Below are 15,097 nucleotides of genomic sequence, written 5' to 3' on the forward strand. Positions count from 1 at the left end.
AGGATTTGAACCTGTGGCCTCATCCTTATCAGGGATGCGCTCTAACCAACTGAGCTATAGCCCCGCCGCGCTCTGCGGTGTGTGTCCCGCGCGCTGACTCCTGAAGATTAGCGCACGTGGGGGCCAGTCCCAAAATCCGTTCCCGGACGGCCCCCGCGCGCGTCACTCGTCCTCGGCCAGCGTCAGTTCCACGCCGCCGACGAACCCGGCGGACAGGTTGTAGATGAACGCGCCCAGGGTCGCCAGGGCGGTCATCAGGACCACGTCGATCACCGCGATCACCGAGGTGAACATCAGCACCCTCGGCAGCGACAGGAACGACTGCAGGTCGAAGCCGTTGGACTCGTTGGAGCCCGTGGCCTCGCTGATCGTCCCGCCGACGGTCGAGAAGACGCCCATGGCGTCCATGACCATCCACAGCACCGCCGCGGCCACGACCGTGCAGATGCCGAGCGCGATGGAGAGCAGGAAGCTCACCTTCATCACCGACCACGGGTCGGCCTTGGCCACCCGCAGCCGCGCCTTGCGCGTCCGCGGCGTGGTGCGCGCGCCCGTGCGCGGCACCCGCACCGCCGCCGTACCCGACGAGCCGTCCGATGCCGGAGCGCCGTACGCCTGCGGCGGGTGGTAGGGCCCGCTCGGCCGGCCCGACTGCGGGCGCTCGCCGGGCAGCGGCCCGCTGTAGCTCTCGTACGGGGGCTGCTGCCCCCGGGTGTCCGTCACCGCAACCCCCTGGGAGTCCGTGGCGGAGCCACGGGCACCGTTCGCTCCGGCACCAGCAGAAGCTCCGGCGGCCGCCGATCCGGCGCCCGTGGCTCCACTCACGCTCTACTCCTCGTGCTCCCCGGCCGAGGGCTCCGCGCCCTCGCCCGACCCGGCCTCGGCCACCTCAGCGGCGGTCTCGGCGTCGACAGTGTTCTCGACGTACTCGTCCTCGCTGCCGGCCTCGGCGTTCCTCGCGATGCCGACGACGGCATCGCGCTTGCCCAGGTTGATCAGCTGGACGCCCATGGTGTCACGGCCGGTCTCCCTGACTTCGTTGACTCGCGTACGAATCACACCGCCGGACAGCGTGATGGCGAGGATCTCGTCCGTCTCCTCCACCACCAGCGCGCCCACGAGCGAACCGCGGTCCTCGACGATCTTGGCAGCCTTGATGCCGAGACCGCCACGTCCCTGGACGCGGTACTCGTCGACGGCGGTGCGCTTGGCGTAGCCGCCGTCGGTCGCGGTGAAGACGAACGTACCGGGCCGGACGACATTCATCGAGAGCAGCTCGTCGTCCTCGCGGAAACTCATCCCCTTGACGCCGGACGTGGCTCGTCCCATCGGACGCAGGGCGTCGTCCGTCGCGGTGAACCGGATCGACTGCGCCTTCTTCGAGATCAGCAGCAGATCGTCCTCGGCGGACACCAGCTCGGCGCCGATCAGCTCGTCGTCGCTGCCGTCCTCGCGCTCGCGCAGGTTGATCGCGATGACACCGCCGGAGCGCGGCGAGTCGTAGTCCTTCAGCGCGCTCTTCTTCACCAGGCCGGCCTTGGTCGCGAGCACCAGGTACGGCGCGGCCTCGTAGTCGCGGATCGCCAGGATCTGGGCGATCTGCTCGTCCGGCTGGAAGGCCAGCAGGTTCGCCACGTGCTGGCCGCGGGCGTCCCGGCCGGCGTCCGGCAGCTCGTAGGCCTTGGCCCGGTAGACCCGGCCCTTGTTGGTGAAGAACAGCAGCCAGTTGTGGGTCGTGGTGACGAAGAAGTGGTCGACGATGTCGTCCTGCTTCAGCTTCGTGCCGCGCACGCCCTTGCCGCCGCGCTTCTGCGAGCGGTAGTCCTCGGTCTTCGTCCGCTTGACGTAGCCGCCACGCGTGATCGTGACGACGATGTCCTCCTCGGCGATCAGGTCCTCGATGGACATGTCGCCGTCGAACGGCACCAGCTTGGAACGGCGGTCGTCACCGAACTTGTCGACCAGCGCCGCCAGCTCCTCGCTGACGATGGCACGCTGCTTCTCCGGCGAGGCCAGGATCGCGTTGTACTCGTTGATCTTCGCCTGGAGCTCGTCGTGCTCGGCGACGATCTTCTGGCGCTCCAGGGCGGCGAGCCGGCGGAGCTGCATCTCCAGGATCGCGTTGGCCTGGATCTCGTCGATCTGCAGCAGGCCCATGAGGCCCTCACGGGCCACCTCGACCGTGTCGCTGCGCCGGATGAGGGCGATGACCTCGTCGATGGCGTCCAGGGCCTTCAGCAGGCCGCGCAGGATGTGGGCGCGCTCCTCGGCCTTGCGCAGCCGGAACCGCGTCCGGCGCACGATGACCTCGATCTGGTGCGTCACCCAGTGGCGGATGAACGCGTCCAGGGACAGGGTGCGCGGCACGCCGTCGACCAGCGCCAGCATGTTGGCGCCGAAGTTGGTCTGGAGGTCGGTGTGCTTGTACAGGTTGTTGAGGACCACCTTGGCCACGGCGTCGCGCTTGAGCACGATGACCAGGCGCTGGCCGGTCCGGGACGAGGTCTCGTCGCGGACGTCGGCGATCCCGCCGATCTTGCCGTCCTTCACCAGGTCGGCGATCTTCTGCGCGAGGTTGTCCGGGTTGACCTGGTAGGGCAGCTCCGTGACCACCAGGCACTGGCGGTTCTGGATCTCCTCGACCTCGACCACGGCGCGCATGGTGATGGAGCCGCGGCCGGTCCGGTACGCCTCCTCGATGCCCTTGCGGCCGACGACGAGCGCGCCGGTGGGGAAGTCGGGGCCCTTGATCCGCTCGATGAGCGCGTCGAGCAGCTCCTCGTGGGAGGCCTCGGGGTGGGCCAGGTACCACTGGGCGCCGTCCGCGACCTCGCGCAGGTTGTGCGGCGGGATGTTGGTGGCCATACCGACGGCGATACCGGCGGAGCCGTTGACCAGCAGGTTCGGGAACCTGGCCGGCAGGACCGTCGGCTCCTGGTTGCGGCCGTCGTAGTTGTCCTGGAAGTCGACGGTCTCCTCGTCGATGTCCCGGACCATCTCCATCGACAGCGGCGCCATCTTGCACTCGGTGTAGCGCATGGCCGCGGCCGGGTCGTTGCCCGGCGAGCCGAAGTTGCCGTTGGAGTCGACGAGCGGCATCCGCATCGACCAGGGCTGGGCGAGGCGGACGAGCGCGTCGTAGATCGAGGTGTCGCCGTGCGGGTGGTACGTACCCATGACGTCACCGACGACGCGGGCGCACTTGTAGAAGCCCTTCTCGGGCCGGTAGCCGCCGTCGTACATCGCGTACAGGACGCGCCGGTGGACGGGCTTGAGGCCGTCCCGTACGTCGGGCAGCGCGCGGGACACGATGACGGACATCGCGTAGTCGAGGTACGAGCGCTGCATCTCGGTCTCGAGCCCCACGGGCTCCACGCGCATGCCCACGCCCGGAACCGTCGGCTCCTCTTCGGGCATCACAGGGGTGTTCTCGTCGGCCATTGCTGGTCTTCAGTCCTTTCGTACGGTCAGCTGAGACCGACTCAGATGTCGAGGAAGCGAACGTCCTTGGCGTTGCGCTGGATGAACGAGCGCCGTGCCTCTACGTCCTCGCCCATCAGCACCGAGAACAGGTCGTCGGCCTGGGCGGCGTCGTCGAGGGTGACCTGGCCGAGCACGCGGTGCTCCTGGTCCATGGTGGTGATGCGCAGCTCCTCGGCGTTCATCTCGCCGAGACCCTTGAAGCGCTGGATCGAGTCCTCGCGGATCCGCTTGCCGTTCTGCTTGCCGAGCTCGACGAGCGCGTCCCGCTCCCGGTCCGAGTAGGCGTACTCGAAGTCGTCGCGGCCCCACTTGATCTTGTAGAGCGGCGGGCGGGAGAGGTAGACGTGGCCGGCCTCGACCAGGGGGCGCATGAAGCGGAAGAGGAAGGTCAGCAGGAGGGTGTTGATGTGCTGGCCGTCGACGTCGGCGTCCGCCATCAGGATGATCTTGTGGTAGCGGAGCTTCTCGATGTCGAAGTCCTCGTGCACTCCGGTGCCGAAGGCCGAGATCAGCGCCTGGACCTCGGTGTTCTGCAGGATCTTGTCGATCCGGGCCTTCTCGACGTTCAGGATCTTGCCTCGGATCGGCAGGATGGCCTGGTACATCGGGTTGCGGCCGGACTTCGCGGAACCGCCGGCGGAGTCACCCTCGACGATGAAGATCTCGCACTTGGTCGGATCGTTCGACTGGCAGTCGGACAGCTTGCCCGGGAGCGACGCCGACTCCAGCAGACCCTTGCGGCGGGTCAGGTCGCGCGCCTTGCGCGCGGCCACGCGCGCGGTGGCGGCCTGGATGCCCTTGCGGATGATGTCCGCGGCCTCGTTCGGGTTCCGGTCGAACCAGTCGGTGAGGTGCTCGAAGACGACCTTCTGCACGAAGGTCTTCGCCTCGGTGTTGCCGAGCTTGGTCTTCGTCTGGCCCTCGAACTGCGGCTCGCCGATCTTGACCGAGATGATCGCGGTCAGACCCTCGCGGATGTCATCACCCGTGAGGTTGTCGTCCTTCTCGCGGAGCAGCTTCTTCTCGCGCGCGTACTTGTTGACGAGGGTCGTCAGCGCCGCGCGGAAGCCCTCCTCGTGCGTACCGCCCTCGTGGGTGTGGATCGTGTTCGCGAAGGAGTACACGCCCTCGCTGTACGACGAGTTCCACTGCATCGCGATCTCGACCGAGAGCAGACGCTCCTTGTCCTCGGCCTCGATGTCGATGACGGTGGGGTGGATCAGGTCGCCCTTGCGTGAATTGAGGTACTTCACGAAGTCGACGATGCCGCCCTCGTAGTGGTACTTCACGGTGCGGGCGGCGGGCTCGGCGGCGGCCTCGGAGTCCGGGTCGTCGGCGCCGACGGTGGCCTTCGCGGACTCCCGCTCGTCGGTGAGCGTGATCGTCAGGCCCTTGTTGAGGAAGGCCATCTCCTGGAAACGGCGCGAGAGCGTCTCGAAGGAGTACTCGGTCGTCTCGAAGATGTCCGGGTCGGCCCAGAAGGTGACCGACGTGCCGGTCTCCTCGGTCGCCTCGTGCTGGGCGAGGGGCGCGGTCGGGGCGCCCATCTTGTAGTCCTGCGTCCAGCGGTGGCCGTCGGTCTTCACCTCGACGGCGACCTTGGTGGACAGGGCGTTCACGACGGAGACACCGACGCCGTGCAGACCGCCGGAGACCGCGTAGCCGCCGCCCCCGAACTTGCCGCCCGCGTGCAGCACGGTCAGCACGACCTCGAGGGCCGGCTTGCCCTCGGAGGCCACGATGCCCACCGGGATGCCGCGCCCGTTGTCGACGACGCGCACGCCGCCGTCGGCGAGGATCGTGACGTCGATGGTGTCGGCGTGCCCGGCCAGGGCTTCGTCGACCGAGTTGTCGACGACCTCCTGCACCATGTGGTGCAGACCGCGCTCACCGGTCGAGCCGATGTACATGCCAGGGCGCTTGCGCACCGCATCCAGACCCTCGAGTACCTGGATGTTGCTGGCGGTGTACTGGTTGTTCTCGTTGGGGTTGCCGGAATCGGCCACGAAGCGCCCTTTCTGGCACAGCACAGGCCGTCTCCGGGCATACGGGAGCGGCTGCGTCGTTCGACATGTTCCGCGGGGTGGCGGGATTGCCTCCCAGTCTACCGGTAGCGCCGACAGTCATGGGGGTTTGCCGGTACCTGAATGCTCATGTGCCGCCCTGCGCGGCCCCGAGACGACTCCCCATATCCGGATAGGGGCTCCAGGGCCCCCTGACGGCCACCTAGCGCTTCGAGCGGTGACCGGTTGTGGGCAACCGTTCCCAGGAGGCCCGAGGGGTGCGCGACCGAGGGGCGGCCGTCGCGGTGCGGCGTCGTGGGCATGCCTTCCGCCCGGGGGAACGGGTGGGCACGGCTCCCCTCTTGTAGGACCCGTGCCACGAGGTCCCGGTTCCGCCCGACGGCGCCCGGAAGCGGATCCCGCCCGAGGGAACCCGCCCGCACCACGAGGGGCGGCACGAGCAGGGGCCCCGGGAAGTGCCGTACGGGAAGGCGGCGTGAAGAGGACACCGTGCAGGGCCGCCGTACAAGAGGGGCACCGGCAAGAGAACCGCCGTACAGGAGGGCCGCCGTACAAGAGGGCCGCCGTACAAGAGGGGCACGAGCGCCCTACCCGTACGTGTCCCCCGGTCCCACCGACCCCGGCGCCCGCAGCGGCCCGTACCCCCGGCGCGGCCCGCCCGGTCCCAGCACCTTGATGATGCGTACCGTCCCGTGCCCCAGGTCCTCGTTCAGCCGCGCGACCAGCGTCGGCGCGAGCAGTCGCAACTGCGTCGCCCAGGCCGTCGAGTCGCACTGCACGGTCAGCACGCGCGCGTCCGGCTCCTCCTCGTACCGCACGGGTACGCAGTGCTTCGCCAGGTCCTCGCCGACGATCTGGGGCCAGCGGCCCATGACCCCGCCGACCGCCGCCGGGGTCTCCCAGCCGCGCTCGGTGATGAGCCGGTTGATCGCGGCGCCGAGCGCCATGGGGTCCCGGCCGTCGGCCCGCGCCCCGGAACGCAGGCCGCCCCCGCGCCGCGCCTGCTTCTTCTGCTGCGCCGCCGCGCCCCGCGCCCGCGCCTGTTCCTTCGCGGCGCGCAGCGCCACCCGGGCGAGGTCCACACCCGAGGGCTCCGGCACCGCCGACTTGTCCACAGCCTGTGGGAGAGTTTCGTCACTCATACCCGCTCCACTGTTCCTCCGGCCACCGCGTACCGGGCCCCGGCGAGGACCTCCGGTACGTCGTCGTCCACCGCGGCCGTCACCAGCACCTGCTCGCCGTGGGCCACCAGCTCCGCCAGCCGCTCGCGCCGGCGCGCGTCCAGCTCGGCGAAGACGTCGTCGAGCACGAGGACCGGCTCGTTGCCCTCCGCCCGCAGCAGGTCGTACGAGGCCAGGCGGAGCGCGAGGGCATAGGACCAGGACTCGCCGTGGCTGGCGTACCCCTTCGCGGGCAGGTCCCCGAGCTTGAGCAACAGCTCGTCCCGGTGCGGTCCGACGAGGGTGACGCCCCGCTCGATCTCCTGCTTGCGGACGTCGGCGAGGGCGGCGAGCAGCTGGGTGTACAGCTCCTCCCGGCTCTGTCCGGCGCCCGGCGCGGAGGAACGGTACTCCAGCAGGACCGGCCCTCCCCCGGGCGCGAGCTGCTCGTACGCCTTGTCGGCGAGCGGCTGAAGGGTGTGGACGAGGTCCAGGCGCTGGGCGAGCAGCTCGGCCCCGGCCCGGGCCAGGTGCTGGTCCCAGACGTCGAGGGTGGACAGGTCCATGCCGCGTCCGCCGTGGCGCCGGGCCATGGCGGCCGACTTCAGGAGGGTGTTGCGCTGCTTGAGCACGCGCTCGTAGTCGGAGCGCACCCCCGCCATGCGCGGCGCGCGCGCCGTGATCAGCTCGTCGAGGAAGCGCCGGCGCTCACCGGGGTCGCCCTTCACCAGGGCGAGGTCCTCCGGCGCGAAGAGCACGGTCCGTACGATCCCCACCACGTCCCGCGGCTTGACCTGCGAGGACCTGTTGATACGGGCGCGGTTGGCGCGGCCGGGGTTGAGTTCCAGCTCGATCAGCTGGGAGCGCTCGCCCTGGGTGACGGCGGCGCGGATGACCGCCCGCTCGGCACCCATGCGGACGAGCGGCGCGTCGGAGGCGACCCGGTGGCTGCCGAGGGTGGCGAGGTAGCCGACGGCCTCGACCAGGTTGGTCTTGCCCTGGCCGTTGGCACCCACGAACGCGGTGACGCCCGGGTCGAGCGGGACCTCGACCCGGGCGTACGAGCGGAAGTCGGCCAGCGAGAGATGCGTGACGTGCATGGTGGGCGCCGACCTTCCCCCGGCGGGCTGTGCACCGCGGGGTGCACAGCCTGTGGATTACTTCTTCGTCTCGACCGCGTGACCGCCGAACTGGTTGCGCAGCGCGGCGATCATCTTCATCTGCGGCGAGTCGTCCTGGCGGGAGGCGAACCGCGCGAACAGGGACGCGGTGATCGCCGGCAGCGGGACCGCGTTGTCGATGGCGGCCTCGACCGTCCACCGGCCCTCGCCGGAGTCCGACGCGTAGCCGCGGAGCTTCTCCAGGTGCTCGTCCTCGTCCAGCGCGTTCACGGCCAGGTCGAGCAGCCAGGAACGGATGACCGTGCCCTCCTGCCAGGAGCGGAAGACCTCGCGGACGTCGGTGACCGAGTCGACCTTCTCCAGGAGCTCCCAGCCCTCGGCGTAGGCCTGCATCATCGCGTACTCGATGCCGTTGTGGACCATCTTCGCGAAGTGCCCGGCGCCGACCTTGCCCGCGTGCACCGCGCCGTACGGGCCCTCGGGCTTGAGCGCGTCGAAGATCGGCTGGACCCTGGCCACGTGCTCGGCGTCGCCGCCGTACATCAGCGCGTAGCCGTTCTCCAGGCCCCAGACGCCACCGGAGACGCCGCAGTCGACGAAGCCGATGCCCTTGGCGGCGAGCTCCTCCGCGTGCTTCTCGTCGTCCGTCCAGCGCGAGTTGCCGCCGTCCACCACGATGTCGCCGGGGGAGAGCAGCTCCGCCAGCTCGTCGATCGTGGACTGGGTCGCCGGGCCGGCGGGGACCATGACCCACACGACACGCGGGCCCTTGAGCTTGCCCACCAGCTCTTCCAGGCTGGGGACGTCGGCGAGGTCCGGGTTGCGGTCGTATCCGATGACGGTGTGGCCTGCGCGGCGGATGCGCTCGCGCATGTTGCCGCCCATCTTGCCGAGACCGACGAGACCGAGCTCCATCAGAGATTCCTTAAGCGTCGTGTGCGGTTTTCCCGGGTCCGAGCCTACGCCCGGACCCGGGTGCACACCTGTGGGGTCATCCGCTCAGTCGACCACCGGGCCGGGGGCCTCAGCCGGACAGCCGCACCGGCATGATCAGGTACTTGTAGGCCTCGTCCGCCTCGGCGTCCACGGCCGGCTTGCCGCTCAGCAGCGCGGGCTTGGTGGAGGTCGTGAAGGAGAGCTGGGCGACCGGGGAGTCGATCGCGCTGAGGCCGTCCAGGAGGAAGGTCGGGTTGAAGGCGATCGAGATGTCGTCGCCCTCCAGCTGCGCGTCGACCCTTTCCACAGCCTGTGCGTCGTCGCTGGAGCCGGCCTCCAGGATGAGCACGCCCTGCTCGAAGGTGAGCCGGACCGGGGTGTTGCGCTCGGCGACCAGGGCCACGCGCTTGACGGCCTCGACGAACGGGGCGGTCTCGATCACGGCGACCGAGTTGAACTCGGTCGGGAACAGCGTCCGGTACTTCGGCAGGTCGCCTTCGAGCAGACGGGTGGTGGTGCGGCGGCCCGCGCCCTCGAAGCCGATGAGGCCCTCGCCCTTGCCGGAGCCGGAGAGCGCCAGGGTGACCGTGTCACCGCTGGTGAGCGCCTTGGCGGTGTCCAGGAGGGTCTTCGCGGGCACCAGGGCGACCGCGGAGGCGTCGGGGGACTCCGGCTTCCACAGGAACTCGCGGACCGCGAAGCGGTAGCGGTCGGTGGAGGCCAGGGTGACCGTGTCGCCCTCGATCTCGATGCGCACACCGGTGAGGACGGGCAGCGTGTCGTCGCGGCCGGCGGCGATGGCCACCTGCGCGGCGGCGGAGGCGAAGACCTCGCCGGGGACGGTGCCGGTCGCGGTGGGCATCTCGGGCAGCGCCGGGTATTCCTCCACAGGCAGGGTGTGGAGGGTGAAGCGGGAGGAGCCGCAGACCACGGTCGCCCGCACGCCGTCGGTGGAGATCTCCACCGGGCGGTTGGGGAGGGCGCGGCAGATGTCGGCGAGCAGGCGGCCGGAGACCAGGACGGTGCCGTCCTCCTCGACCTCGGCCTCGACCGAGACCCGGGCGGAGACCTCGTAGTCGAAGCTGGAGAAGCTCAGGGCGCCGTCCTCGGCCTTCAGGAGAAGGCCCGCGAGGACGGGCGCCGGCGGACGGGCCGGGAGGCTGCGGGCCACCCAGGCCACCGCCTCCGCGAGTACATCGCGCTCCACCCGGATCTTCACCGGAACCGCCTCCTGCTTGTTGCTGGCTCGTCGACTGCGGGATCCAGTCTGACGTACGCCACGGACACTCGGTGCGGCTCGGGGTCAAGTCGCGTCGAGGGGCGGTCGGGGCTCCGGCGTCGAGTTGTGCACAGGTCCCACTTCGAAGCGGATTCCGGGCTAACTCTAAGTGGGAGTAGTAGTAGGGCCTGTGGAAACGGTGGATAACGTCGTCCACCCAGGTCAGAGCCCGTTTTTTGTCCACCGTGCCTGTGGGTGGAACCGGTGGACAACCTGGGGTCTCTGTGGACACCCGAAAGTTCTGCACACCCGATTCACAGGCCACGGGGAGTTCTCCCCAGTGCTGTCCCCAGCTTTCCCCCGGTTCCCCACAGCCCAAACGTCTCCTTCGGTGTGACGCCTTTCACTCGACGCGGTGAGGAGGGGACTTTTGTTGCCGAACAGTGGACAGGGGTGTGGAGAAGCTGTGGGCAACCACCGGCCCCCTGTGGGCGGCCGGTGGACAAGTCTCCGGAGCCCCTGTGGACGAAAGATTCATCCACAGGCTGTGGAGAGTGGTTGCGCACAATTCCACACCCGGCTGACCTGGCGTGATGACTTGTCAGTAGGCCCTCCTGTGGACACGATCCGGATAACTCGGCAGTCCCCACCCTGTGGACGGGAGATCATCCCCCAATCTGTGGAGAACCTGCCACCGGAACGGAGTAATCGAACAGCGGGCCGCGGCGGTGGGCGGGGCGGAGGCCTTCAGGAGACGACCGGGAGGCGCTCCGGAGGTGATCTGGGGACGATCAGGGGGCGCTCACGAGACGTTCAGGAGAAGGCCCGGAGCCGGCGGGTACGGGCCCGGAGGGCGGTCCCCGCGGCCCTGGGGCGCGTGCGGAGCGGAGATGCACGGGCAGCGCGGGGAGCCCTCGGGGCGCCCGCCCGTCGACACGGCGAAGGGCGCCCCGGGAGCAGTCCCGGAGCGCCCTCCGTACACGCCGCACTCCGCACGCTGAGCGCTCAGCGCCGCGGCGTCAGCCGTTCTTGATGCGGTTGGTGAGTTCGGTGACCTGGTTGTAGATGGAGCGCCGCTCGGCCATGAGGGCCCGGATCTTGCGGTCCGCGTGCATCACCGTCGTGTGGTCCCGGCCGCCGAACTGCGCGCCGATCTTCGGCAGCGACAGGTCCGTCAGCTCCCGGCACAGGTACATGGCGATCTGGCGGGCCGTCACCAGCACGCGGCTGCGCGAGGAACCGCAGAGGTCCTCCACCGTGAGCCCGAAGTAGTCCGCCGTCGCCGCCATGATCGCGGGAGCGGTGATCTCCGGAGCCGTGTCCTCGCCGCCGGGGATCAGGTCCTTCAGGACGATCTCGGTGAGCCCGAGGTCCACCGGCTGCCGGTTCAGGCTCGCGAAGGCCGTCACCCGGATCAGCGCTCCCTCCAGCTCCCGGATGTTGCGGGAGATGCGGGAGGCGATGAACTCCAGGACCTCCGGCGGGGCGTTGAGCTGCTCCTGCACCGCCTTCTTCCGCAGGATCGCGATCCGCGTCTCCAGTTCGGGCGGCTGGACATCGGTGGTGAGGCCCCACTCGAAGCGGTTGCGGAGCCGGTCCTCCAGGGTCACCAGCTGCTTCGGCGGCCGGTCCGAGGAGAGCACGATCTGCTTGTTCGCGTTGTGGAGCGTGTTGAAGGTGTGGAAGAACTCCTCCTGCGTCGACTCCTTGCTCGCGAGGAACTGGATGTCGTCGACGAGCAGGATGTCCACGTCGCGGTACCGCTTGCGGAAGGCGTCGCCCTTGCCGTCGCGGATGGAGTTGATGAACTCGTTCGTGAACTCCTCCGAGCTCACGTACCGCACGCGCGTGCCGGGGTACAGGCTGCGCGCGTAGTGGCCGATGGCGTGCAGCAGATGGGTCTTGCCGAGCCCCGACTCCCCGTAGATGAAGAGGGGGTTGTACGCCTTCGCCGGCGCCTCGGCCACCGCGACCGCGGCGGCGTGCGCGAAGCGGTTCGAGGAACCGATGACGAAGGTGTCGAAGAGGTACTTGGGGTTCAGACGCGCGTGCTGCTCGTTGGGCGCGCCCGAGCCTGAGCCCGGTGCCCCACCGGAGGAACCCGGTCCGCCGTGACCGCCGGGGCCCGGGACGGGACCGCCGGGACGGGGGCCCGGCCGGGCGCCGGGGCCCTGCGGCTCGGACAGCTCGCCGCGGTCGTGCCGCTGGTCGTAGCCCCGGGCGCGCTCGTCGTAACGGGACGGCGGGGACTGCTCCGGACCGGCCGGGTTGCCGGGCCCGGTGTACGGGGCGCGCTCCTGGTAGCCGCCGAGGCGCGGCTGCTGCCAGGACAGGTCGTCCTGGCTGCGCGGCCAGGCGCCGGGGTCGGGCCGCTGCGGCTGCTGGTAGTCCGGGTAGGCCGGGCGCGCGGTGGGCAGCCCGTCGTCGGGCAGGGAGCGGTGGCCGTACCCCTCGTACTTCTCGTACGGCTCGGGCTGCGGGCGCTCGTCGTAGCGGGACTGCTGCGGCTGCTGGACCGGGGGCGCGGGCGGGGCCGGGTCGCCGGCCGAGTCGTCGACGGTGATCGCGATCCGGATCGGACGGCCGCACTCACGGCTCAGGGTCTCGCTGATCAGCGGGGCGAGCCGGCCTTCCAGGACGCGCTTGCCCCACTCGTTGGGGACCGCGAGGAGCGCGGTGTCCGCGACCAGGGCGAGCGGCTGGCACCGCTCGATCCACTGCTTGTCCTTGGGCTCGATCCCCTGCTGGCCTTCGCCGAGGAGCTGCTCGAGAACACGTGGCCAGACTGCGGCAAGATCAGCAGGAACGTCAGCCACAGGGCACGCTTTCTCGCAGGTCCCACGCAGGTGTGCTTCTCGGGACGGTGGATCGAGGTCTGGAAGGACGGGGGGTCCGCAGGGACAGGAAAGGACAGAACGGAAAAGATTGTGGAGTCCAGCCACGGTAGTCGGGGCGGCTGACGTGGTTCAAGTTGTTGTCCACAGCCTGTGCACAATGGAGCCCGGCAACAGGTCGGTTTGACCGGATGGCGTAGCCGCGCGTACCGTAACCAGGTCGAGTTGTCGATGGCTGCTGCCGCCTGCCTCCGATGGGCAAAGGTCACGATCCGTGATCACGAAGCGGTGCACTCGGGCGTATTGCGAGCTACTCGTGGGCGCACGGTGACAGCCAGGCGATGTCCCGCCACCACCCGAATCATTTCTGGAGCCCCCGAGTGAGCAAGCGCACCTTCCAGCCGAACAACCGTCGTCGCGCGAAGACCCACGGCTTCCGCCTGCGCATGCGTACCCGTGCCGGTCGTGCCATCCTGGCCGCCCGTCGTGGCAAGGGTCGCGCCCGCCTGTCCGCCTGATCCGCGCACAGGTCATGACGTGCTGCCTACCGAGAATCGGCTGAGGCGGCGCGAGGACTTCGCGACCGCGGTACGCCGAGGACGCCGGGCCGGACGCCCGCTCCTCGTCGTGCACCTACGCAGCGGTGCAACGGACCCGCACGCGCCTGGGGAGAGCGCTCCCCCGACGCGTGCGGGTTTCGTCGTGAGCAAGGCCGTGGGCGGGGCGGTCATCCGCAACCAGGTCAAGCGACGCCTGCGCCATCTCGTCCGCGATCGGCTCTCCACGCTGCCGCCCGGTAGCCTGGTGGTCGTACGGGCGTTGCCCGGAGCCGGTGACGCCGACCACGCACAGCTGGCCCGAGACCTGGACGCCGCCTTGCAGCGGCTGCTGGGAGGGGGCACGCGATGAAGTACCCGCTGCTGGCTCTCATCAAGCTGTACCAGTGGACGATCAGCCCCCTCCTGGGCCCCGTCTGCCGGTACTACCCGTCGTGTTCCCACTACGGATTCACGGCCATCGACCGGCATGGCGCGATCAAGGGCACTGCCCTGACCGCCTGGCGCATCCTGCGGTGCAACCCGTGGTCGCCGGGCGGCGTGGACCACGTTCCCCCGCGTAAGCGTCCCCGCTGGCACGAAATCCTCAGGAACGCGCTGCGCGGCGACACGGGCGGGAGCTCCGCCGAGACGAGCCCGGCCGCAGAGACCTCGCCCAATGCTCAAGGAGCCTGATTAGTGGACACGATTGCCAGTTTTTTCAGCTTCATCACCACCCCCGTCGCATGGGTGATCGTCCAGTTCCACAAGGTCTACGGGGCGATCTTCGGCCCTGACACGGGCTGGGCCTGGGGCCTGTCGATCGTGTCCCTGGTGGTGCTGATCCGTATCTGCCTGATCCCGCTGTTCGTCAAGCAGATCAAGTCGACGCGGAACATGCAGGCGCTCCAGCCGAAGATGAAGGCGATCCAGGAGCGCTACAAGAGCGACAAGCAGCGTCAGTCCGAAGAGATGATGAAGCTCTACAAGGAGACGGGCACCAACCCGCTCTCCTCGTGTCTTCCCATCCTGGCCCAGTCGCCGTTCTTCTTCGCGCTGTACCACGTGCTCGCGAGCATCGCCAACGGTGACACCGTGGGTGACGTCATCGACCAGCCGCTGCTGGAGAGCGCCCGCCAGGCCCACATCTTCGGTGCCCCGCTGGCCGCCACCTTCACCGACAGCGCCGCCGACGTCGCCGCGCTCGACGCCTCGCTGACCTCGGTCCGCATCGTCACCGCGATCATGATCATCATGATGTCGGCCTCGCAGTTCTTCACCCAGCGCCAGCTGATGATGAAGAACGTCGACCTCTCCGTGAAGACGCCGTACATGCAGCAGCAGAAGATGCTCATGTACATCTTCCCGGTGATCTTCGCCGTCATGGGCATCAACTTCCCCGTCGGTGTCCTCGTCTACTGGCTGACCACCAACGTGTGGACCATGGGCCAGCAGATGTACGTGATCAACCAGAACCCGACCCCGGGCAGCAAGGCGCAGGACGCCTACCTGCAGCGTCTGCTCAAGAGCGTCACGCACCACGGTGAGGTGCGCGGCCGGCGCCGCAAGAACGTGGTCAAGGCGATCGTCGCCAAGGGCACCGACCGCAACGAGAACGAGCGCCGCTTCTTCAGCGGTCTCGCCAAGGCCGGCTTCGCCGCGCAGGCCGACGGCACCGTCGTCAAGAGCGACACCCTCGCGGTCGAGGCCGAGAGCGGCGCCGCCGCGAGGCGGCAGCAGCCGAAGCGCCAGACGAAGGCCAAGCGTCAGGCCGCGGCCGGCGG

Annotated in this window: 12 protein-coding genes; 4 read left to right on the top strand and 8 right to left on the bottom strand. The window is 69.3% G+C overall.

What is annotated here, in order from left to right:
- Positions 1–162: 162 nt before the first annotated feature.
- From RIF68_RS08595 to dnaA, 8 genes are all read right to left on the bottom strand, one after another.
- Positions 163–723 carry a DUF3566 domain-containing protein gene (locus tag RIF68_RS08595; RefSeq protein WP_309050547.1) on the bottom strand — a complete coding sequence of 187 codons (561 nt, stop codon included), beginning with the start codon at positions 721–723 and terminating at the stop codon, positions 163–165.
- Between the two features lie 105 nt (positions 724–828).
- Positions 829–3,441 (bottom strand): DNA gyrase subunit A, encoded by a 2,613-nt coding sequence (gene gyrA, locus RIF68_RS08600; RefSeq protein WP_309050548.1) that lies wholly within the window; start codon positions 3,439–3,441, stop codon positions 829–831.
- Positions 3,442–3,482: 41 nt separating this feature from the next.
- On the bottom strand, positions 3,483–5,513 hold the full coding sequence (gyrB, locus tag RIF68_RS08605; RefSeq protein ID WP_309050549.1) for a DNA topoisomerase (ATP-hydrolyzing) subunit B: 2,031 nt from the start codon (positions 5,511–5,513) through the stop codon (positions 3,483–3,485).
- 581 nt (positions 5,514–6,094) lie between these two features.
- Positions 6,095–6,649: a DciA family protein gene (locus RIF68_RS08610; protein ID WP_309050550.1), complete on the bottom strand. Its 555-nt coding sequence runs from the start codon at positions 6,647–6,649 to the stop codon at positions 6,095–6,097.
- A complete protein-coding gene (gene recF, locus RIF68_RS08615) occupies positions 6,646–7,767 on the bottom strand; it encodes a DNA replication/repair protein RecF (RefSeq protein ID WP_309050551.1) in 1,122 nt (373 codons plus the stop codon). Before recF ends, RIF68_RS08610 begins: the two co-directional genes overlap by 4 nt.
- Positions 7,768–7,824: 57 nt before the next feature.
- On the bottom strand, positions 7,825–8,703 hold the full coding sequence (gnd, locus tag RIF68_RS08620) for a phosphogluconate dehydrogenase (NAD(+)-dependent, decarboxylating) (protein ID WP_309050552.1): 879 nt from the start codon (positions 8,701–8,703) through the stop codon (positions 7,825–7,827).
- A 109-nt stretch (positions 8,704–8,812) separates the two neighbouring features.
- On the bottom strand, positions 8,813–9,943 hold the full coding sequence (dnaN, locus tag RIF68_RS08625; protein WP_309050553.1) for a DNA polymerase III subunit beta: 1,131 nt from the start codon (positions 9,941–9,943) through the stop codon (positions 8,813–8,815).
- Between the two features lie 1,019 nt (positions 9,944–10,962).
- Positions 10,963–12,759 carry a chromosomal replication initiator protein DnaA gene (gene dnaA, locus RIF68_RS08630; protein ID WP_309050554.1) on the bottom strand — a complete coding sequence of 599 codons (1,797 nt, stop codon included), beginning with the start codon at positions 12,757–12,759 and terminating at the stop codon, positions 10,963–10,965.
- Positions 12,760–13,157: 398 nt separating this feature from the next.
- Between dnaA and rpmH the strand changes: the two genes are divergently transcribed.
- The 4 genes from rpmH to yidC form a co-directional block, all read left to right on the top strand.
- Positions 13,158–13,295, top strand: coding sequence for a 50S ribosomal protein L34 (rpmH, locus tag RIF68_RS08635; RefSeq protein WP_125638610.1), 138 nt, complete (start codon positions 13,158–13,160; stop codon positions 13,293–13,295).
- Between the two features lie 19 nt (positions 13,296–13,314).
- Positions 13,315–13,686, top strand: coding sequence for a ribonuclease P protein component (gene rnpA, locus RIF68_RS08640; protein ID WP_309050555.1), 372 nt, complete (start codon positions 13,315–13,317; stop codon positions 13,684–13,686).
- Positions 13,683–14,009 (top strand): membrane protein insertion efficiency factor YidD, encoded by a 327-nt coding sequence (gene yidD / locus RIF68_RS08645; RefSeq protein WP_309050556.1) that lies wholly within the window; start codon positions 13,683–13,685, stop codon positions 14,007–14,009. The genes rnpA and yidD overlap by 4 nt, the downstream gene beginning before the upstream one ends.
- A gap of 3 nt (positions 14,010–14,012) precedes the next feature.
- The coding region (gene yidC, locus RIF68_RS08650) for a membrane protein insertase YidC (protein ID WP_309050557.1) at positions 14,013–15,097 on the top strand (1,085 nt) is incomplete at its 3' end.

The sequence above is a fragment of the Streptomyces sp. genome (genome assembly GCF_031178505.1).
Lineage (GTDB): Bacteria > Actinomycetota > Actinomycetes > Streptomycetales > Streptomycetaceae > Streptomyces > Streptomyces gulbargensis.